This is a genomic window from Arthrobacter sp. zg-Y1171 (genome assembly GCF_025244845.1).
GTDB lineage: Bacteria > Actinomycetota > Actinomycetes > Actinomycetales > Micrococcaceae > Arthrobacter_B.
This window is the reverse complement of record NZ_CP104264.1, coordinates 2,959,499-2,980,114: the sequence shown is the minus strand read 5'-3', so window position 1 is coordinate 2,980,114 and position 20,616 is coordinate 2,959,499. Positions and strand designations below refer to the sequence as shown.

Below are 20,616 nucleotides of genomic sequence, written 5' to 3'. Positions count from 1 at the left end.
CTAGCCTTACTTAAGAAATTGCCTGTTGCTCTAGGGAGGTGCCTACGTGAGCGTTGCCGCACGCCCGTCAGGCGTTCCCCGCCAGCGCGGCTCCCGCGTGCACCTCACCGAAGCGGCTTCCTCCGCGGGCACGACCACCGGTCCCGGCACCGAACCTGTTAGTTCCCGCCCGGACACCGCTGGAAACCGCCGATCCGGACGACGTTTCGGCCTGCTCCTCCTGACCCTTGCGGTCCTTGCCGTGGCATGTGCCGCGTCCGTCGCCGTCGGCGCCCGGCCGGTCGCCCCCGGCACCGTCTGGGAGGCCTTTACCGCCTTCGACCCGGCCAACGGAGACCATGCCGTGGTCCACGCACGCGTTCCGCGCACGGTCCTGGGCCTGGTCACCGGCGCGGCCCTCGGCCTGGCAGGTGCGGCCATGCAGGGCGTGGCCCGCAATCCGCTGGCAGACCCCGGTATCCTGGGCGTCAACGCCGGCGCGGCGTTCGCCGTGGTGCTGGGCATCTACATCTTCGGCGTCACCAGCCTCAACGGCTACATCTGGTTTGCCCTGGCCGGCGCCGCCGGAGCCGCCGTCGTCGTTTACCTGGTGGCGAGCCTCGGCCGGGAAGGCGCCACGCCGGTCAAGCTGGCACTGGCCGGCGCAGCGCTCAGCGCCGGACTGATGTCCCTGCTCAGCGCCGTGCTGGTTTCCAGCCAGCAGACCCTGGACACCTTCCGCTTCTGGCAGGTGGGCAGCGTGTCCGGACGCAACTGGGACACCATCGTCGCGGTGCTGCCGTTCCTGGTGGCCGGCGCCCTGATCACAGTCTTCGCCGGCCGGGCCCTGAACGGCCTGAGCCTGGGTGACGACGTTGCCCGCGGGCTCGGCCAGCGCGTGGGACTCACACGGGGGATCACGGCGCTGGGCGTGGTGCTGCTGTGCGGTGCTGCCACCGCCGCGGCCGGCCCTATCGCGTTCATCGGCCTGGTCATCCCGCACGTGGTGCGCAGTTTCACCGGCCCGGATTACCGCTGGATCCTGCCCTTCTCCATGCTCCTCGCCCCGGCACTGCTGGTCACCGCCGACGTGGTGGGCCGGGTCCTGCTGCCGCCGGGGGAAATCCCCGTCGGGGTTACTACCGCGGTGATCGGCGCGCCGGTCTTCATCTGGCTCGTGCGGCGGCGGAAGCTGGCCGAACTGTGAGCACCGCCGTCGAGACTCCCCGCGGACCCCGCACCGCACCGGCCGGTGCGGCAGAAGCGGTCCGGGCGGCCCGGCGACAGGGACGCCGACGCCGGGTGCTGGTGCCGTCGCTGCTGGGCGCCGCGGTGTTCGTGCTGTTCGCTGTCTACGTCCTGCTGGGCACCTATACCTTCACCATCCCGGATTTCTTCCGGATCCTGTTCGGGGAGCAAATCCCCGGCGCAAGCTACATCCTGATGGAGAGCAAGCTTCCCCGGGCCGTCATCGGCACCTTGATCGGGGTGGGGTTCGGGATAGCCGGGGCGGTATTCCAGACGCTGCTGCGCAATCCCCTGGCCAGCCCCGACATCATCGGCATCAGCTACGGCGCCAGTGCCAGCGCGGTGGGTGCAATCGTGCTGTTCGGTGCCGCCGGGACCACGGTGTCCGTCGTCGCGCTGGTAGGAGCACTGGTGGTGGCCCTGGCCATCTACCTGCTTTCCCGCCGCGGCGGTGCGGCGGGTTACCGGCTGGTGCTGGTGGGCATCGGCTTCGCCGCCGTGATGCAGGCACTGGTGAGTTTCCTGCTGACCCGGACGGACATCCGCACCGCCTCCGAAGCGCTGGTGTGGCTGAACGGTTCCCTGAACAACAGCAGCTGGGACCGTGCAGCGGTCCTGGCCGCCTTCCTGCTGGTGCTGCTTCCCGCCGCGGCCGTGCTCTCCCGCAGCCTGCGCGGACTGGAACTCGGCGACGACGCCGCTGCCGGCCTCGGTATCCGCGTTGAAACAGCACGGCTGGCCCTGATCATCGTCGGCGTAGGCCTGGCCGCCGTCGCCACCGCGGCAGCCGGCCCGGTGGCCTTCATCGCGTTCCTCTCCGGACCCATCGCCCGCCGGCTGATGGGCGGGGAAGGCACGCTGCTCACCGCCGGACTGGTCGGCGCCTGCATTGTCCTGGCAGCGGACTTCGTCGGTGCCAACCTCGTCCCCGGCGTCACCCTGCCCGTGGGCGTGGTGACCGGCGCCCTCGGGGCCCCTTTCCTTCTGTGGCTGCTGGTCACGTCAAACCGCGTAGGCCAAGGAGGCTGACATGGAGAACCTGCTTTCCGCTGAAAAGCTGGAGCTCGGCTACGACGAGCGCAAAGTGGTGGACTCGCTTTCGCTCACCCTCCCCGCCGGGAAAATCACGATCATCGTCGGTGCCAATGCCTGCGGAAAGTCCACCCTGCTGCGGGGCCTGGCCCGGCTGCTGAAGCCCACCGCCGGCACCGTCTACCTGAACGGCAAGGACATCTCCGCCGTGCCCAGCCGGCAGGTGGCGCGCACGCTCGGACTGCTTCCGCAGACACCCACCGCCCCCGAGGGGATCACGGTGGCGGACCTGGTGGGCCGCGGCCGCTACCCCCACCAGGGCTGGTTCCGGCAGTGGACCTCCGCCGACGACGACGCGGTGGCCGCCGCACTGGCCGCCACGGACACGGTGGACCTGGCCGGACGCAGCGTGGATGAGCTTTCCGGCGGCCAGCGCCAGCGGGTCTGGATTGCCATGGCCCTGGCACAGGAAACAGACATCCTGCTGCTGGACGAACCCACCACCTTCCTGGACGTCACCCACCAGATCGAAGTCCTGGACCTGATTACCGACCTCAACCGGCGGGCCGGCACCACCGTGGCCATCGTGCTGCACGATTTGAACCTGGCCGCCCGTTACGCGGACCACCTGGTGGCCATGAAGGACGGGAAGATTGCCGCGGAAGGCGCCCCGGCCGACGTCGTGACCGAGGAACTGGTGGGCACCGTCTTCGGGCTGGCCTCCCGCGTCATCCCGGACCCGGTCTCCGGCACGCCGATGGTCGTCCCGCTTGGCCGCCACCACAGCGCCGCACCGGAAACGGAATCGGAGCCGGAACCCGAACCGGAGCCGGAAAAACCACGGGGCTACCTGCCCAATCCGGGGGACGGCCAGCGCCGGTCCGGCATCAACGAGCCCATGGAGGCCGCATCATGACGCACGTCCGCTCCGCCAACGGGGCAACTGCGGCTTCCGCCGCAACCGCCGCACCCGCCGCACCCGTTCCGGCCCGCCACGGCCGCCGGGCCCGAAGCGCCGGCGCCGTGATGTCCTTCGACGTTGAGGTCAAACGGATTGCCCGGGTGGGTACCAACTTCCAGCGCGTCACCTTCGCCGGTCCCTGCCTGGCCGACTTCGGCGTGCAGGGACTGACCCATGACCTGCGGATCAAGGTGATTGTTCCCTGCGTCGACGCGGACGGCACCTCCCTGCCGCTGCCGGACCTGTCCACGCTGGACGCCGGCTGGTACCAGGCCTGGCTGAAGCTGGATCCGGCCACCCGCGGCTGCATGCGCACTTACACCGTCCGCGATGCACGCTGCTCCGGACCCGAACCGGAGATCGACGTCGACTTCGTGATGCACTTCGACGAGGACGGCAAGGGCGGGCCGGCTTCCAGCTGGGCGGCCTCCGCGGAACCGGGGGACCGGGTCTGCATCATTGGACCGAACGTTGCCCAGTGCGTCACCGCCGAGTCCTACGGCGGCATCGAATGGCGTCCCGGCATGGCCCGGCACGTGCTGCTCGCCGGGGATGAAACCGCCGTACCGGCCATCACCGCAATCCTGGAGTCGCTGCCCGAAGACGTCACCGGCCACGCCCTGATGGAAATTCCGTCCAGCGGCGACCGCCAGGAGGTCAGCACCAACTCCGGCGTGCAGATGATCTGGTTGGCCCGCGGCTCCCGGCCGCACGGCGAACTGCTCGACGCCGCGGTGCGGCAGGTCGTGGCGCTGCCGGGCTGGGCATCGGTGGAGACGGCCGACGGCGCACCGTTCCGTCCCAGCCCCACCCTGCGGGAACCCGAGGAAGTCAACGTGGACGAGGCCATCCTGTGGGAAACCCCGCAGCGGCTGGATCCCGCCGTGGTGGAAGCCTCACGGAATCCGCACGCCCCGTCCGGTGCCCTTCCCTTCTATGCCTGGATTGCCGGAGAGGCCGCCGTGGTGCGCGGCCTGCGCCGCTACCTGGTGCGCGACGTCGGGATCGACCGCAAGCAGGTGGCCTTTATGGGCTACTGGCGCAAGGGCCGCGCCGAGCTTTCCTAACGGATTCCCCACCTGATTTTTCATTCGACGGGCCTGCCACACGGCGGGCCCGTCCTCCTGAGAGGAAGAACCATGAAAAGAACTCCGATTGCCGCTGCGCTGGTGGTCCCTGCGGTCCTGCTGGCCCTGAGCGGCTGCGGCGCAGACGCGGGGGACAGCCCGGAGGCCGGGGCAAGCACCGCAGGGTCGGAGCACTTCCCGGTAACCATCGACTCCGCCCTGGGGCAGGCCGTGGTTGAGGAAAAGCCCGAACGCGTGGTCACCATCGGCTGGGGCTCCGCGGACACCGCCGTCGCGCTGGGCACCACGCCGGTGGGCGTCGAAGAAGTCACCTGGGGCAACGACGAACACGGCAACTACCCGTGGGTCAGCGAAGCCATCGAGGAGCGCGGCGACGATTTCCCGGCCACCTTCACCGGAGGGCAGGACATTGACATTGATGCCATTGTTGCCCTGGAACCGGACCTGATCCTGGCCCCGAACTCCGGCATCACCCAGGAGGACTTCGACATCCTCAACGATCTCGCTCCCACAGTGGCCTACCCGGAGCAGGCCTGGAACATCAGCTGGGATGACCAGATTTCGCTCATCGGCAAAGCCCTCGGCGAACCGGAGGCAGCACAGGACGCAGTTGACGGCATCGGACAGTCCCTTGCGGACAGCGCCGCCGAGCATCCCGAGTTTGCCGGAAAGACCTTCGCCTATGTCTGGGGCGGCGGCGCCCCCGGCTCCCTGGTGCTTTACAACGAGGGTGACGCACGCGTGGATATCCTCACCGCGCTGGGCATGACCGTGGCCCCCGAGGTGCGGGACATTCCCTCGAGCGAGGGAAGCTTCACCTCGGACCTGGGGCTGGAGAACGCAGGCAAGCTGAACGACGTCGACGTGCTGTTCACCTGGTACAACGACGAAGCAGAGCAGCAGCGCACCGAAGAACAGCGGCTTTTCGCGCAGATCCCCGCGGTTGAACGCGACTCCGTGGTGCGCAGCCTGGACCGCCAGGTCGGCATGGCCTCCAGCTTCCTGACGCCGTTGAGCGTTCCGTGGGTCCTGGATCGGTTCGAGCCGATGATTGAAGAAGCAGTTGCCAAGGTCGACTAATTCGACGCCTGGCTTGGTTCCGGCGCAGGCCGGAAACCCGGGAGCGGCCGGTGCAGGTGCGCAGGCCGCTCCCCGGCGTCCGCTGCTGGGCGCCGGGCGCGGGACGGCACTGCTGGCCGCAGGGCTGGGCATGTTGTTCCTCGCGGTCATCACCAGCCTCGCCGTCGGCGCCCACCAGCTGAGCCCGGCGGAGGTCGCGGCCTCGCTGTGGACGGAAATCAGCGGCACCGGCAGCACCTATGCAGATGACGTGGTAGCCAGCCGGATGCCGCGGACCGTCCTGGGCATGGTGGCCGGAGCCGCCCTGGCCGTGGCCGGGGTAATCATGCAGGGCCTGACCCGCAATCCGCTCGCGGATCCCGGCATCCTGGGCGTCAACGCTGGAGCCGCAGCCGCGATGGTCACGGGCATGGCGTTCTTCGGCCTCGGCGCCACGAGCGCGAATGTCTGGGTAGCCCTGCCCGGTGCGCTGCTCACCGTACTGGTGGTGTACGGCCTGGCCTCCGGCCGGCGCGGTTCGACGCCGGTCCGGCTGGTGCTGGCCGGCACCGTGATCTCTGCGGTGCTGCTCTCCTACATCCAGGCCATTGCCCTGACCCGGCCGGATGTGTTCACCATGTACCGGTTCTGGGCAGTGGGGTCCCTTAGCGGCCGGACCATGGAACAGGCCTATGACGTGCTGCCGTTCTTCCTGGTGGGACTGGTTGCCGCCCTCGCCACCGGCCGGACCCTGAATGCCCTGGCACTGGGCGAGGAAGCGGCGGCATCACTCGGGCTGCGGCCGCAGACCGCCAAGGTCACCGGTGCCCTGGCCGCCGCTCTCCTGTGCGCCTCGGCGACCGCAGCCGTCGGGCCCATCGGCTTTGTCGGCCTCGCGGTGCCCCACATCGTGCGCAGCTTTACCGGCCCGGACCACCGCTGGCTGCTGGTCCTGAGCGCCGTTGTCGGGCCTGCCCTGCTCCTGTTTGCGGATGTCGCCGGCCGCCTCGTGGCACAGCCCGGGGAAATGCTTACCGGCGTCATCACCGCCCTGCTGGGCGCACCGCTGCTGATCCTGGCCGTCCGCCGGATGCGGGCAGTGGCATGAGCGGCGTCCGCACCGTGCCGGGGAACCGCACCACGCGCGGCGTTCGCACGGCACCCGGAACCCGCACCTTCCGCCTGGGGAAGCGCGTGAGCTTCCAGTACCGCAGGCGCAGCCTCCTGATCTGCCTCCTCCTGACCAGCGCACTGATCCTGGTGGGAGCATTCACGCTGACCGCAGGGGAGCTGGGGCTGACCTGGCGCGAGTTGTTCGGACTTGCCGTCTCGCCGCCGGAGGGAAGTGCTTCCTTTGTGCTCGAACGGCTGCGCGGGCCGCGGTTCCTGACCGCAGTGGGCGCAGGCATCGCGTTCGGTGTGGCCGGATCCCTCTTCCAAACGGTCACCCGCAACCCGCTGGGCAGTCCCGAGGTGGTTGGTTTGACCAGCGGTGCGGCTGCCGGAGCCGCCGCCACCACGCTTTGGCCGGGCTACCTGCCCGTACCCGTCGCCGCGATCCTGGGCGGTGCCGTGGCAGTGGGACTGGTCTGGCTCAGTACCGGCCGCGGATTCGCGCGGCCCGGGAAGCTGATTGTGGCCGGTATCGGCATTTCCGCCGTAGCAACCGCCCTGACCTCGCTGGCGATGACGACTGTGGGGGAACAGCAGGCGCAGACACTGGCCTTCTACCTCAACGGGTCCCTGGCTTCCCGGTCCTGGTCCCATGTGGCCACGATCGCCGTCGCCGTCGTCCTTGTACTGCCCGCCGCGGCAGCACTGCAGCGGCAGTTGAACCTGGTGTCCCTCGGCGATGACATAGCCGCCGGGCTCGGCGTCCGGGTGGTGCGTACCCGTACGGTCGCCGTCCTACTGGCGGTGGTGTTGGCTGCAGCGGCCGTCAGCGTGTGCGGGCCCGTGGCGTTCGTGGCCCTGGTTGCCCCGCAGATCGCGCTGCGCCTGCTCGGGGTTTCCTCACCCGGTGTTGTCGCACCGGCGCTGGTAGGTGCGCTGGTACTGACGCTGTCCGACTTCGCCGTCCAGCAGATCGACGTCGGTGCGGCCCTTCCCGTGGGCATCTTCACCGCGGCCCTGGGCAGCCTCTACCTGGGCTACCTGTTGTTCGGGGAAGCACGCAAGGGCGTGCTCTGAGCCGGACCGGCCGTGGGCCCGGCGTTGGCGAGAGCCCTGACACGGGGGTGCCGGACACGGGTCACGGGGTGTGTTGGGATTGGCCACAAAAGGGGGACCGGCGGCCTCCCGGTTCCTAAAATTAAAAGCGGGCCGGATTGCCATGCGGAGGACCGGGATGGTCCCGCAGGTACGTTCCAATCCGGCTTGAGTGCTCCGGGGAACCCGGTGAAGGCTACCCGGGCCCGGAGAACGCAACGGACGGCAGAAAGTCCGGATCACAGAAGAGTCCTTGACCAACGCACACTGAGGTGATTGTTGACCGAGCACTTTTTAGACTCCGCACATTCAAAGAACTCCGATTCCTTCCCTGCGGGCGAACAGGCTCCCAAGCGAAATCCCCTTGATCTCCGGATCTCCGCCGAACGCGTGCGGGCCCGCGCAAAGGACCTGCGCACCCAGGCCGGAACGCTCCGTACGCGGGCTGAAGACCTGAGCGGCCGTGCGGTTAAGGAGGCGGGGGCCCGGGCAAAGGAACTGGGGGCCCACGCCAAGGTGCTGGGCGCACGGACCAGGAACTGGATCCAGGAGAACGATGCCCCTAACCGGCGGACCGGTGCACTGTCCATCGCCGCCGCCGTCGCTATCGGCGGGCTCGTCACCGGAACGGCCGGAGCAGTCGAACCGGACCTGCGGATTGAACGCCAGGTTGTGGTGTCCGAGGTGCCCACAGTCCACCGCACGGACGGCGGAGACGGTACGGACGGCGCGGACGCCGGTGCCCCGGCAGGGGAGGCGCCCGAACCGGCAGCTGCGGCGGAACCGGCTGCAGCGGAACCGGCCGCCGAGCCTGCTCCGGAACCGGTTGCCGAACCGGACCCGGGACCTGTCCCGCCCGTGGACGACATGGTGGTCACGTCTCCGTTCGGCAACCGGAACAACCCGCTGGCCCCGGGCGCCTTGGAATTCCATACCGGAACGGACTTCGGCGCGGTGACCGGAACCCCGGTGAAGGCCATGCTCGGCGGCACCGTCACCGAAGCCGGCTGGCATACCACCGGCGGCGGCGGGCTGCGCGTGGTTGTTGACCACGGCGACGGCCTGCAGACCACCTACAACCACCTCAACAGCATTGACGTGAGTGTGGGGCAGGCCGTGGACGCCGGCGCGGTGGTGGGTGGAGTCGGCAGCACCGGCAACTCCACCGGGCCGCACCTGCACTTCGAAGTGCTGCGCCACGGGGACTACGAAGACCCGATGGGCTGGTTGTAACCGGGCCGTCCGGAGACGGCCCGGTTCACGGGTTACGGCACCGGGTTGGTGAGGACCGCAGGGTCCTTCTTGCCGTGGGGCATCCGGATGCGCAGGGCACTGGCATCCATCTCGAACAGGATATGGGTGGCGTTGCCCAGATGGTCGCCGTCCATTTCGAAGTCCAGCGGCGACTCGGCCCACACCTCGGCACGCTTGCACTGGTAGTACTCCACTGCGGTGCTGCTGCCCTTGCCGCGGCGCAGCAGCCCGGTCACCACGCCAACCCAGCCCAGCTTGCCCTTGGGCGCCAGGGTCAGGATGTCGAGCAGGCCGTCATCGAGTTTGGCACCCGGGAAAATCTCCAGGCCGCCGGTGATCTTGCCGCAGTTGCCACCCATGACGCTGCGGAGACGGCGGTGGACCGGCTTGCCGCCGTCAATCGAAATGGTGGTCTTCACGGGCTTGCCGGGAAGGTTCCGGATGCCGGCGTCGACGTACGCCAGCCAGCCGATCTTGTCCTTGAGCGTGTCCTTGGTGTCCGCCATCATGCCGGCGTCGTAGCCCAGCCCCGCCATCACCAGGAAAGTGTCACTGTCCACGGCTTCGTCAACGGTGACGTGGACGACGTCGATGCGCCGCTCCGTGCCGTTGAGGGCGGCGCGGACCGCCTGCTCCGGGTCATCGACGCCGATGTCAAGGTTGCGGGCCAGGAGGTTGCCGGTGCCCAGCGGCAGCAGGCCCATGGGGAAGGAGGTGCCGGCCAGCTCCGCGGCGACGCAGCGCACTGTACCGTCTCCGCCGGCGGCAATCACCAGGTCGACACCGGCTTCCATGGCCTTGCGCGCCATGGAGTGCCCCGGGTCCGCTTCCTCGGTGTCGAAGAACAACGGCTCATCCCAGCCTTCGTCGGCGCAGATTTCCGCAACCCGCACCCGGACGTCAAAATCCGTCTTCTTGATGGGGTTCACAATGACGGCGGCACGGGGACGCGACTGGGTGTCTGGGCTGGTCATGGTGTCCTTATCGTAAGCATGCGAACTATGGTCCGGCTCTGAGTCTAGCCCGGCACGGAGCCCGTCGGCGGCGTGCGCGGCATCCTGCTTGGAACGGGAGTTTCCCGAGGAAGCTTGTAATCTGTGGTGGTGACTTTCAAGCAGCGATACGTGGCCCTGGGTGATTCGTTTACGGAAGGCGTGGGGGACGAGGATGAGACCCGTCCCAACGGCGTGCGTGGCTGGGCGGACCGCGTGGCCGAGCAACTGGTGCTCGCGGACAGCTCCTGGGGGTATGCGAACCTCGCCATCCGCGGCAAGAAGCTGCACCAGGTCCTGAACGAGCAGGTGGATGCCGCCATCGCGCTGTCGCCCACGCTGGTGACCATCTATGCCGGGGGCAATGACATCCTGCGTCCCAAGGTGGACATTGACGCCATAGTTGCCGCCTACGACGCCGGGATTGCGAAGCTGTGCTCCAGCGGTGCCGCGGTGCTTGTCTTCACGGGATTCGATTCGGGCAACTCCCCGGTCTTCGGCCGCACCCGCGGACGCACGGCGATCTACAACGAACTGGTCCGCGAGGCGGTGGAGAAGAACGACGCCGTGCTGGTGGACTACTGGCGCATGAAGAACCTCCAGGACGAACGGTACTGGGCCGTGGACCGCCTGCACATGTCCCCGGCCGGTCACATGCTGACCGCCAAGAAGGTGCTGGAAGTGCTCCGCGGAACGGACGCCATTAGCACTCCGGAGCTGGAGGAGCTGCCCGCGCGCAACCGGGTGGAGCAGCTCCGCCGGGATGCCCAGTGGGCGCGCGAATACCTCGGTCCGTGGGTGAGCCGCAGGCTCCGCGGAGTGTCTTCCGGGGACAACCTCAGCCCCCGTTATCCGGACCTGACGCACCCGCCGCTGCCCGCTTCGTAAACGCCCGTGCGGGAAATCACATATGCGGCGATAAGTACGCTGTTTGTCTACCGAAACCGCTCCCGGCCCCTGCCCTGACAAGGGAAATTACGTTCCTCGATTCGGTGGATGCACCGCATTTTTCCTAAACTTGTAGGCCTGCCCGGCACCGTGTGGTGTTCGGGTGGTTGCTTCTGTCTCCAGCAGCCGACTTCGATCGAGGGAAGGCCCACATGCCGAAAGATGCACCCCCCCACGTCTCCGGAACCCCGGATTCACCGTCCAGACCGACGGCCCGCAAGACCCGCAGGTCCCCCCTGCGGCGCCGCCGTCTTGAGGTGGACGACGTAAATGTCGTCGACAAGTCCATGATGAAAAAGGCTGTCGGCGGCACGGTTGTCGGCAACACCATGGAATGGTTCGACGTCGGTGTCTACGGCTACCTCGCCGTCACCATGGGTGCCGTCTTCCTGTCCGACGCCGACAAGGACGCGCAGCTGCTCTTCAGCCTCGGCGTCTTCGCTGCCACCTTCATCGCCCGTCCGCTGGGCGGCGTCGTCTTCGGGCGCCTCGGCGACCGTATGGGCCGCCAGAAGACCCTGGCCATCACGCTGATCATGATGGCCGGTTCCACTTTCGTCATCGGCCTGCTGCCCAGCTACGGCACCATCGGCATCTGGGCTCCGATCCTGCTGGTGCTCATGAAGCTGCTGCAGGGCTTCTCCACCGGCGGCGAGTACGCCGGTGCCACCACCTTTGTTACCGAATACGCCTCCGACAAGCGGCGCGGCTTCCTCGCCAGCATCCTGGACCTGGGCAGCTACCTGGGCTTCGCCCTGGGTGCAGCCGTCGTATCGGTAATGCAGCTGCTGCTCTCCGACGCCGACATGGTGGACTGGGGCTGGCGCATCCCGTTCCTGGTTGCGGGGCCGATGGGCGCCGTCGCCATTTACTTCCGGCTCAAGATCGAAGAATCCCCGGCGTTCCAGGCCACCCTGGATGCACAGGAAGCCGGCGCCAAGGCCGGCGACGAAACCGAGTCGCTGGGCACCATGGGCATTTTCCGTGCCTACTGGCGTCCGATCGTGCTGGCCATGGTCCTCGTGGCCGCAGCCAACACCGTGGGCTACGCGCTGACGTCCTACATGCCCTCCTACCTGACGGATTCCAAGGGCTACGATCCGGTCCACGGCACCATGCTGACCATCCCCGTGCTGGTTCTGATGGCACTGTGCATTCCGCTCACCGGCAAGCTCTCCGACCGCATCGGACGCCGTCCGGTGCTGTGGATGGGTGCCGGCTCCACCATCGTCCTGGCCGTTCCGTCCTTCTGGCTGATTGGCCAGGGTCCGGTTGCCACCACCCTGCTTGGCCTGGCGCTGCTCGCCGTCCCGGTGACCTTCTACGTGTCCAACCTGGCCTCCGCACTGCCGGCGCTCTTCCCGACTGCCAGCCGCTACGGTGCCATGGGCATCTCCTACAACTTCGCCGTTGCCATCTTCGGCGGCACCGCGCCGCTGATCATGCAGGGCCTGATCACCCTTACGGACAACGACATGATGCCGGCCTACTGGCTGATGTTCACCTCCGTGGCGGGTGCCATTGCCGTGGGCGTTATGAAGGAATCGGCCAACCGGCCGATGCCCGGTTCCATGCCGAGCGTGGACACCCACGCCGAGGCACACGAACTGGTGGCCGGCCAGGACGAGAACCCGCTGCTCGACGTCGATTCGCTGCCGTTCGACACCCTGGGAAGCCAGCAGGCGCCCTCCACTGCACAGCCCGCTGACAACCGCGCGGAGCCCGGCGTCAGCCGCTAACCGCAATACCGCCAGCCACAGGAGCCGGCCGGACGCCCCGCGCGACCGGCCGGCTCCTGCCGTTGGGCACCGGTTGGAGCGCAGCCCCAACCCTGCGATCATTGAAACGTAAAGCTTTGACGAGAGGAACGCCGGGATGACTGAGAGCACCCCCCGCTGGCTAAGCGCCCCGGAACGGCAGGCCTGGCTGGCCCTGTACGCGGTATCGGGCCTTCTCCCGGCCGCGCTCGACGCCGATCTGTTCCGCCGTGCGCGGATCACCCTCTTCGATTACCACGTCCTGGCCATGGTCTCCGAGGCCGAAGGCAGGTCCCTGCCGATGAGCGAGCTGGCCGCGCGCTCCAACGCTTCGCTGTCCCGGCTTTCCCATGTGGTGAAGAAACTGGAGCAGCGCGGCTGGATGTCCCGGACTCCCTCGCCTGCGGATGCCCGGGTGACGACGGCGGCACTGACGGATGAAGGCATGGCCGCCCTCGAAGGACTCGCGCCGGAACATGTTGAATCCGTCCGGAAGGCGGTCTTCGATGCCCTCTCCGACGAAGACGTCGCGGATCTGGAACGGGTGGGAAAGAAGATACTCGCCCGCCTCGACCCCGGCAACGGCATTCTCGGGCCGAATCAGGCACCGTAGCGCCAAAGTCAACTTGTTGCCCGGGTGCCTGCCCTTGTTAACGTGGTTAGTACTGAGCTAACGCTCGATATCCACGGCACGATGAGAGGCACCACAGCATGCGCGTACCCCGAATCCTGACCGTAGTCCTCGCCGGCGGTGCCGGCGGACGGTTGGGCAGCTTAACGGACCACCGAGCGAAACCGGCCATCCCGGTTGCCGGGTCCTACAACCTCATCGACATTTCCCTCTCCAACCTGCACAACAGCGGCTTCGGCGATGTCTGGATTGTGGAGCAGTACAAGCCCCAGTCGCTCAATGACCAGATGGTCAGCGGGCGGCCCTGGGACCTTGACCGCACCCAGGGCGGGCTGCGGGTGCTTCCGCCCTTCCAAGGCGGCGACGGCGAAGGCTTCGCCCAGGGCAACGCGGACGCGCTGTACCGCCAGGCGGAGTACATCCGCGAATTTGATCCGGACCTCGTGCTGGTGCTCAGCGCCGACCATCTCTACCGTCTGGACTACCGCGACGTCGTCGAAACGCATCAGGCAAACGGGGCGGCCCTGACCCTGGTCACCACGAAGATCAACAACAACCCGGGAGACCACGGGGTGGTCGAGGTAACCGACGGGCTGGTCACCGGATTCGAGTACAAGCCCCAGGACCCGAAGACGGACCTGGTGGCGGCGGAGATCTTCCTCTATGACACCGATGTCCTCCTGAACGCACTGGACACCCTGGTGAAGCGGGACGGCCAGCTCGAGGATTACGGCGACCAGCTCATTCCCTACCTGGTGGAGCAGGAAAAGGTCGTGGAATACCGGCTGCCGGGGTACTGGCGGGACATGGGCACGCCGCGCAGTTACCACCAGGCGCACCTGGACCTGATCGAGGGCAACGGCCTGGATTTTGATGATCCGCAGTGGCCGATCCTCTCCGCCAGCCCGCGGCGGCTGCCGGCCTATGTCGGGCCGAACGGTGTCGCCGTGGAGAGCCTGCTGTCTCCCGGTGCCCGGGTCGAAGGCAGCGTCCGCCGCAGCGTTCTCAGCGCCGGTGCAGTAGTGGAGGCCGGTGCCGAAGTGGATTCCTGCGTGCTGCTGGACGGCGTGGTGGTCCGGTCCGGAGCGCGGATCGCAAACCTGATCGTGGACTCCACGACGGTGATCGGCGGAGGGCGGAAACTGGACGGCGCGGAGCTGGATCCCGAAAACGGCGTGGCCGTGGTGGGACGCGATTCAAAGGCGGACGCGCCGTCGTCGTGATACCCGGCACGCAGGTACCTCCGAGTTTGAACGAAACGCCCGTTGCCCCTAGGATAGAGAGGCGTTAAGTCGTGTGTGTGTTAACCTGTTCCGCTCCGCGCGGGCAGGGGAGTATTTGCACGGCCACCCGTATAAACCTAGAATTGAAGGCTGTCGAGCCGGGTTCTCCCGTTCGGCTGCCTGAACTTCACCGTCTTCCCCGCGGCGAGGCACTTCGGCTGGATCTCACCCCGCCAGGTTAACCTCCGGAAAGTCGCAGTAATAACGGTGTCAAAACTGGTGGCGGGACGCTCTTTATGGCAGGTGCTTAGGCGCTTCCGCCTTGTGTCTGTTTTTTGAGGACCGTCATATTTACTACAACTGGAGGAGAGATCATGGCAGCTTACTGCCAGGTAACCGGAGCCATCCCCGGCTTTGGTCACAGCATTTCGCACTCGCACCGCCGCAACAAGCGTCGGTTCGACCCGAATATTCAGAAGAAGCGCTACTGGGTTCCGTCCCTGCGCCGCAACGTGACGCTGCAGGTTTCTGCACGCGGCATCAAGACGATTGACATCCGCGGCATCGACGCTGTTGTTACCGATCTGATCGCGAAGGGTGTGAAGCTGTAGTGGCTAAGGACAAGGACGTACGTCCGATCATCAAGCTGAAGTCCACTGCGGGCACCGGCTACACCTACGTAACTCGCAAGAACCGTCGTAACGATCCGGATCGTATGGTTCTGAAGAAGTACGATCCCAAGATCCGCCAGCACGTCGATTTCCGTGAGGAGCGCTAAGAATGGCAAAGAAGTCCAAGATTGCCCGCAATGAGCAGCGCAAGGTTGTTGTTGAGCGCTACGCTGCCAAGCGCCTCGAACTGAAGAAGACCCTGGTCGACGCTAACGCTACCGACGAAGCCCGCGAAGCTGCACGCCTCGGCCTGCAGAAGCTTCCGCGCAACGCTTCCCCGGTCCGCCTTCGTAACCGCGACCAGATTGACGGCCGCCCCCGCGGTACCCTCCAGAAGTTCGGTATCTCGCGTGTGCGTTTCCGCAACATGGCCCACGCAGGCGAACTGCCGGGCATCAAGAAGTCCAGCTGGTAAGCACTGCCTACCGCTTTAGAAGGACGGTCCCTCAACGGGGCCGTCCTTCTTGCTGTTAACGACCCTTTTGCGGGCCGGCCTCACCGGATGGAATTCCCTGACAAGGATTTCGCTGTCCCACCCGTCCGGAGGCCGGTCCGGCACTGATAGCGCAGATATCGGGGTTACGGGCCCCGGATAAGCCCGTTATCTGCACACCGGATGCGGGGCGGGGTCGGCCGAGGCCCCGCGGCGGAGGAACAAGACCCGCGGGCGCCGGCTCCGACGGCCCCGCCGGCAACCGCATATCACGGGACCAGCTTCCACGCGAGTTGACTGCTTATTGAGGGCAAAAAGCCACTTTTCGGCCGGGTTATCGGGAAAAATCCGCTAAATGCAGGGGTTTTTGCCGGAGTTGGGGGTCCAAGCTGGTAAGTTTTCGAACAGCGGCGGTTTCGCATCCGCGTTCCGCTCGAGTTACCCCAGAGTCCAGGAGGACATAAATTGGCTATGAACCGCAGTGAACTTGTTGCCGCAGTTGCAGAAAAGTCCGGCAACAGCCAGACCGCAGTCAACGGCGTGCTGGATGCCGTCTTCGACATCTTCGTAGATTCCGTTGCCAAGGGCGAGAAGATCACCATCCCGGGTTGGCTGGCAGTTGAGCGCACCGACCGCGCTGCACGTACGGGCCGCAACCCGCAGACCGGCGAAACCATTCAGATCCCGGCAGGCCACAGCGTCAAGCTGACCGCCGGCTCCAAGCTGAAGGCTGCCGTCTCCACCAAGAAGTAGCAGAACACCAGCGGCAACCTGCCGCAGCATTTGAGAGGGCCGGCATCGCGAAGATGCCGGCCCTCCCGTGTTTTCGGGTACCGGCCGGGGAGCCCAGCCGAAATGCCGCCGCGGCCGCACCGGCTGCAAACCCGTGACAGCCGCGACAATGATTGGCCCTATTTTTACAGCGGGTAGAGAATGGGTACTGTGCCAAAATCCGTCAAAACCCAGACCGATCGCCCCGCCGGCAGTTCGCGGCTTCCGCAGCACGGCAACGGGGGCGACCCAAGCGCAGCAGGGGCGAGCAGCAGCGCTGTTCCCGGCGTGCGCACCGGCTGGCTTGCAGCCGCCGGCGCCCTCGCCTTCATCGCCCTGGCAGCGGCCATGCTTTTCACCGGTGCCGCCGGAGCAACGCAGCTGGGGGATCCCGGATCGCTGACCCGCTGGGCGCTCCCCGCAGCGAAGGCCGTGCAGAATATTTCCATGGCTGCCGTTATAGGCTCGCTTGTTTTCGCCGTGACGATCCTGCCCAAAAGCCTGAATTTTCGACGCGTGCGGAAAAACACGTCCGGCCGGCCTGCACCTGCTGAGCCCGAGCATCCTGCGTTCACCCGTGCGCTGACCCTGACCTCGGTTGCCGCGGTCGTCTGGACGCTCTCCGCGCTGGCGGTGATGGTGTTTACGTACTCGGATGTTTCCGGCCTGCCGCTCGGCACCGACTCCACCTACACGGCGGGCCTGGCGTCCTTCCTGACTGACTTTTCCACCGGCCGGGCCTGGCTGGCAGTGAGCATCATCGCCGCCGTAGTCACCGCACTGTCCTTCGGCGTGCGGTCCCTCGGCATGCTGGCCTTCACACTGGTCCTCGCCGTCGGCGCCCTGCTCCCCACCGCCCTGATCGGGCACTCCGCCGGCGGGGACGATCATGCCGCAGCGGTGAACTCGATCGGGCTGCACCTGCTGGGCGTATGCCTTTGGATCGGCGGAATCATTGTCCTGGCCGTCGTATCCAGGCAGCTGGGTTCCATCACGGGCGTAGTCCTTGCCAGGTTCTCGGCCCTCGCCGGCTTCGCCTTCGCGCTGGTCTTCCTCTCCGGCGTCGTCAATGCGTCCCTGCGGATCAATTCGCTGGACCAGCTGGGGACGCCCTGGGGCGGCCTGGTCCTCACCAAAGCCGGGCTCACGCTGCTCCTGGGCGTTCTGGGGCTGATGCACCGCAACTGGATCATTCCGCGCCTCGCCGGTTCCCACCCGTCCCGTACCCCGGTGCCCGCCGGCACGGCGGTCCCCAACGGAGGGCTGTCGGCCCAACGGGTGCTGTGGCAGCTCATTGCCGTGGAACTGGCCGTGATGGGTGCCGTGTCCGGCGTGGCCGTGGCCCTGGGCCGCACCGCGCCGCCGCGTTCCGAAGAGCTTCCCCAGGATGCCTCCCCGGCTCGTATCCTGACCGGCTACGACCTCCCGCCCGAGCTGACGCCGGAACGCTACCTCACCGAGTGGCGGCCGGACTGGCTCTGGGTTGCCGTCATCCTGACGCTGGCCACGTCCTATCTCATCGGCGCGGTGCGGCTGCGCCGCCGTGGAGACAAATGGCCGGTCCGGCGCACGGCCTGCTGGCTGGTTGGCCTGCTGGCCCTCGGCTACATCACCTGCGGCGCGCCGCAGGTTTACGGCATGGTCCTGTTCAGCACGCACATGCTGGCGCACATGGCCCTGACCATGGTGGTGCCGCTGTTCCTCGTCCTGGGAGCCCCGGTCACCCTGGCGCTCAAGGCACTGACTCCCCGCACCGACGGTACCCGCGGGATCCGGGAATGGATCCTCATCGGAGTGCATTCACGCTTCTCGAAGATCATCACCAACCCGATCGTGGCCGCCGTGAACTTTGCCGGCTCCATTGTGGTCTTCTACTATTCGGACCTCTTCGGGCTGGCCCTGCGCGAACACGTTGGGCACGAGCTGATGGTGGTGCACTTCCTGCTGACCGGTTACATCTTCATCCTGACGATGATCGGGATCGACCCGCTGCCCGGCCGCGCGCCGTACCCGCTGCGCCTGGTGATCCTGCTCGCCACCATGGCCTTCCACGCCTTCTTCGGAGTGGCGGTGATGGGCGGAACGGCATTGATCCAGGCTTCCTACTTCGGGAACATGGGCCGGGAATGGGGACTGTCGGCCCTGGCGGACCAGCAGCTGGGCGGTTCGTTGATGTGGGGAATCGGTGAAATTCCGACCCTGTTCGTGGCCATCGGGGTGGCTTATCAGTGGTCCAAGAGCGACGCCCGGGAAACCCGGCGGCTGGACCGCGCAGCGGAGCGGAATAATGACGCCGATCTGACTGCTTACAACAACATGTTTGCAAACCTGGCACAGCGTGATGCCGGGACCCCGGATCAAGGAGATCGTTAATGACTGAAACCGTGCGCGCCGGATACCGGGTGCGGGCCTCGGAGCTTGAGGGCCGCAACTGGCTGAACACCGGCGGCCGGCAGCTGAACCTGGAGGATCTCCGCGGCAAGATCGTGTTGCTGGATTTCTGGACTTTCTGCTGCATCAACTGCCTGCACGTGCTGGACGAGCTCCGGCCCCTGGAGGAAAAGTTCTCCGACGTGCTGGTCACGGTGGGAGTCCATTCCCCGAAGTTCGAGCACGAAGCGGACCCGGTGGCCCTCGCCGCCGCTGTGGAGCGCTACGAAATCCACCACCCCGTGCTGGATGACCCGGAGCTGCTCACCTGGCAGGCCTACACCGCCCGTGCCTGGCCCACCCTGGTGGTCCTGGACCCCGAGGGGTACATCGTGGCGCACCTGTCCGGCGAAGGGCACGCAGCGGGCCTGGAATCGCTTGTGGCCGAGCTTGTGGAGGAACACGAGGCCAAGGGGACACTGCACCGCGGCGACGGCCCCTACGTCCCGGCTGAACCCACCGCCGGGGACCTGCGGTTCCCGGGAAAGGTGACCGCGCTGCCCGGGGGCACCTTCCTGGTTGCCGATACGGGCCACCACCGCCTCGTGGAGCTGGAAGCGGACCTGACGGGCGTCCGCCGGACCATCGGCGACGGCACCAAGGGCTGGCGGGACGGCGACGCCGGGACGGCACGCTTCAACGAACCCCAGGGTGTGGCCCTGCTGCCTGCCGACGTGGCGGAAAAGGCAGGGTACGACGTCGTAGTGGCGGACACGGTCAACCACCGCCTGCGTTTGGTGAACCTCGCTACCGGTGCCGTCCAGACCATCGCCGGCAACGGCGTGCAGCGGCTGCTGGACGCCGGGAACCAGACCAAGGCGGGTGCGGCATCCGCCGGATCCGGTGAAGCCGCGGGGGACAGTGCCCCCTCCGATTCCTCCGATCTGCTGGGCGCCGACCCGCTCAACATTTCGCTGTCCTCGCCGTGGGACCTGGTCTGGTCCTCGAAGCTGCAGCAGCTGGTCATCGCCATGGCCGGCACCCACCAGATCTTCAGCTTTGATCCGGTAACCGGGGCCGTAGCCGTCCTGGCCGGCACGGGACTGGAAGGCCTGCTCGACGGTGCCGCCTCCGCGGCCTGGTTCGCCCAGTCCTCCGGCCTCGCCGAAGACAACGAAGGAAACCTCTGGGTGGCGGACTCCGAGACGTCCGCCCTGCGCAAGCTGTCCCTGGACGGCACCGGCATCCAGGTGGAAACCGCCGTCGGCACCGGCCTGTTCGACTTTGGCTTCCGCGACGGCGCCGCCTCCCAGGCCCGGCTGCAGCACCCGCTGGGCGTAGCCGTGCTGCCGGACGGTTCCGTGGCCGTTGCCGACACCTACAACGGTGCGGTGCGGCGCTACGATCCGGTCACGGGCACCGTGTCCACCCTGGCCCGCGGACTTTCCGAGCCTTCGGACGTGCTGGTGGACAACAGCGCCGCCGAACCGCTGCTGATTGTGGTCGAGTCCAACCGGCACCAGCTGGTCCGCCTGCCCATCCCGAAGGAAGCCCAGTCCGTGGATGAAGGCGCCCGGCAGACGCAGCGGCCGAAGACCCCCGTGGAAGCCGGACCAATGTCCCTGACGGTGCGCTTTGCCGCTCCCAAGGGCCAGAAGCTCGATGACCGCTGGGGCGATCCCACGCAGTTAAAGATCTCCGCCTCCCCGGAGGCACTGCTCGTTTCCGGCGGCGGTACGGCCACGGGGCTGACCCGTGAGCTCGTGCTCTCCGACACGGTGACGGATGGAGTACTCCACATCACCGCCCGTGCTGCCGCCTGCGACGGAGAGCCGGGCGGGGAGATCCCGGACCACGCGGCCTGCCACATGTACCAGCAGGACTGGGGCATTCCGGTAGTGCTGCAGGCCGGCGGCGAGTCCGAGCTGGTCCTGGACCTGCGCGGACTGGACTGAGCACATCTTCCCTGACAGGGCGGCCCTGACCGGGCC

The 20,616-nt window shown here is 67.1% G+C and carries 19 protein-coding genes; 18 read left to right on the top strand and 1 reads right to left on the bottom strand.

What is annotated here, in order from left to right:
• Nucleotides 1–97 precede the first annotated feature (97 nt).
• From N2L00_RS13965 to N2L00_RS13930, 8 genes are all read left to right on the top strand, one after another.
• Entirely contained in the window at nucleotides 98–1,186 is a 1,089-nt protein-coding gene (locus N2L00_RS13965) for a FecCD family ABC transporter permease (protein ID WP_370646976.1), read from the top strand.
• A gap of 95 nt (nucleotides 1,187–1,281) precedes the next feature.
• Nucleotides 1,282–2,256, top strand: a complete 975-nt coding sequence (locus N2L00_RS13960) for an iron chelate uptake ABC transporter family permease subunit (protein ID WP_255862806.1) — start codon at nucleotides 1,282–1,284, stop codon at nucleotides 2,254–2,256.
• 1 nt (nucleotide 2,257) lies between these two features.
• Nucleotides 2,258–3,175: an ABC transporter ATP-binding protein gene (locus N2L00_RS13955; protein ID WP_255765129.1), complete on the top strand. Its 918-nt coding sequence runs from the start codon at nucleotides 2,258–2,260 to the stop codon at nucleotides 3,173–3,175.
• Nucleotides 3,176–3,285: 110 nt separating this feature from the next.
• Complete coding sequence (locus tag N2L00_RS13950) at nucleotides 3,286–4,287, top strand: siderophore-interacting protein (protein ID WP_255862807.1); 1,002 nt, start codon at nucleotides 3,286–3,288, stop codon at nucleotides 4,285–4,287.
• Between the two features lie 72 nt (nucleotides 4,288–4,359).
• Nucleotides 4,360–5,388 carry an iron-siderophore ABC transporter substrate-binding protein gene (locus tag N2L00_RS13945; protein ID WP_255765128.1) on the top strand — a complete coding sequence of 343 codons (1,029 nt, stop codon included), beginning with the start codon at nucleotides 4,360–4,362 and terminating at the stop codon, nucleotides 5,386–5,388.
• The gene (locus N2L00_RS13940) at nucleotides 5,372–6,475 is read left to right on the top strand and encodes an iron ABC transporter permease (protein ID WP_255862485.1); all 1,104 of its coding nucleotides are present in this window, start codon (nucleotides 5,372–5,374) and stop codon (nucleotides 6,473–6,475) included. The genes N2L00_RS13945 and N2L00_RS13940 overlap by 17 nt, the downstream gene beginning before the upstream one ends.
• Nucleotides 6,472–7,557, top strand: coding sequence for an iron chelate uptake ABC transporter family permease subunit (locus tag N2L00_RS13935; RefSeq protein ID WP_255765126.1), 1,086 nt, complete (start codon nucleotides 6,472–6,474; stop codon nucleotides 7,555–7,557). Before N2L00_RS13940 ends, N2L00_RS13935 begins: the two co-directional genes overlap by 4 nt.
• Before the next feature lie 297 nt (nucleotides 7,558–7,854).
• Nucleotides 7,855–8,808, top strand: a complete 954-nt coding sequence (locus N2L00_RS13930) for a M23 family metallopeptidase (protein ID WP_255862486.1) — start codon at nucleotides 7,855–7,857, stop codon at nucleotides 8,806–8,808.
• Between the two features lie 32 nt (nucleotides 8,809–8,840).
• On the opposite strand, the gene N2L00_RS13925 is transcribed toward N2L00_RS13930, so the two are convergent.
• Nucleotides 8,841–9,803 carry a diacylglycerol kinase family protein gene (locus N2L00_RS13925; protein WP_255765124.1) on the bottom strand — a complete coding sequence of 321 codons (963 nt, stop codon included), beginning with the start codon at nucleotides 9,801–9,803 and terminating at the stop codon, nucleotides 8,841–8,843.
• A gap of 129 nt (nucleotides 9,804–9,932) precedes the next feature.
• On the opposite strand from N2L00_RS13925, the gene N2L00_RS13920 reads away from it, so the two are divergent.
• The 10 genes from N2L00_RS13920 to N2L00_RS13875 all read left to right on the top strand — a co-directional run bounded on the left by N2L00_RS13920 (nucleotide 9,933) and on the right by N2L00_RS13875 (nucleotide 20,580).
• Nucleotides 9,933–10,709, top strand: coding sequence for an SGNH/GDSL hydrolase family protein (locus N2L00_RS13920; RefSeq protein ID WP_255765123.1), 777 nt, complete (start codon nucleotides 9,933–9,935; stop codon nucleotides 10,707–10,709).
• Nucleotides 10,710–10,921: 212 nt separating this feature from the next.
• Nucleotides 10,922–12,508, top strand: a complete 1,587-nt coding sequence (locus N2L00_RS13915; RefSeq protein ID WP_255765122.1) for an MFS transporter — start codon at nucleotides 10,922–10,924, stop codon at nucleotides 12,506–12,508.
• 136 nt (nucleotides 12,509–12,644) lie between these two features.
• The gene (locus N2L00_RS13910; RefSeq protein ID WP_255765121.1) at nucleotides 12,645–13,139 is read left to right on the top strand and encodes a MarR family winged helix-turn-helix transcriptional regulator; all 495 of its coding nucleotides are present in this window, start codon (nucleotides 12,645–12,647) and stop codon (nucleotides 13,137–13,139) included.
• A 98-nt stretch (nucleotides 13,140–13,237) separates the two neighbouring features.
• Nucleotides 13,238–14,380, top strand: coding sequence for a glucose-1-phosphate adenylyltransferase family protein (locus N2L00_RS13905; RefSeq protein ID WP_255765120.1), 1,143 nt, complete (start codon nucleotides 13,238–13,240; stop codon nucleotides 14,378–14,380).
• 374 nt (nucleotides 14,381–14,754) lie between these two features.
• The gene (rpmB, locus tag N2L00_RS13900; RefSeq protein ID WP_146360594.1) at nucleotides 14,755–14,991 is read left to right on the top strand and encodes a 50S ribosomal protein L28; all 237 of its coding nucleotides are present in this window, start codon (nucleotides 14,755–14,757) and stop codon (nucleotides 14,989–14,991) included.
• Nucleotides 14,991–15,158: a 50S ribosomal protein L33 gene (rpmG, locus tag N2L00_RS13895; protein WP_227919278.1), complete on the top strand. Its 168-nt coding sequence runs from the start codon at nucleotides 14,991–14,993 to the stop codon at nucleotides 15,156–15,158. Before rpmB ends, rpmG begins: the two co-directional genes overlap by 1 nt.
• A gap of 2 nt (nucleotides 15,159–15,160) precedes the next feature.
• Nucleotides 15,161–15,466 (top strand): 30S ribosomal protein S14, encoded by a 306-nt coding sequence (rpsN, locus tag N2L00_RS13890; protein ID WP_146360596.1) that lies wholly within the window; start codon nucleotides 15,161–15,163, stop codon nucleotides 15,464–15,466.
• Between the two features lie 483 nt (nucleotides 15,467–15,949).
• A complete protein-coding gene (locus N2L00_RS13885) occupies nucleotides 15,950–16,237 on the top strand; it encodes an HU family DNA-binding protein (protein WP_269440137.1) in 288 nt (95 codons plus the stop codon).
• A gap of 180 nt (nucleotides 16,238–16,417) precedes the next feature.
• Nucleotides 16,418–18,628, top strand: a complete 2,211-nt coding sequence (locus tag N2L00_RS13880; RefSeq protein WP_396124519.1) for a cytochrome c oxidase assembly protein — start codon at nucleotides 16,418–16,420, stop codon at nucleotides 18,626–18,628.
• Complete coding sequence (locus tag N2L00_RS13875) at nucleotides 18,628–20,580, top strand: NHL domain-containing thioredoxin family protein (protein ID WP_255862487.1); 1,953 nt, start codon at nucleotides 18,628–18,630, stop codon at nucleotides 20,578–20,580. The genes N2L00_RS13880 and N2L00_RS13875 overlap by 1 nt, the downstream gene beginning before the upstream one ends.
• Nucleotides 20,581–20,616 lie beyond the last annotated feature (36 nt).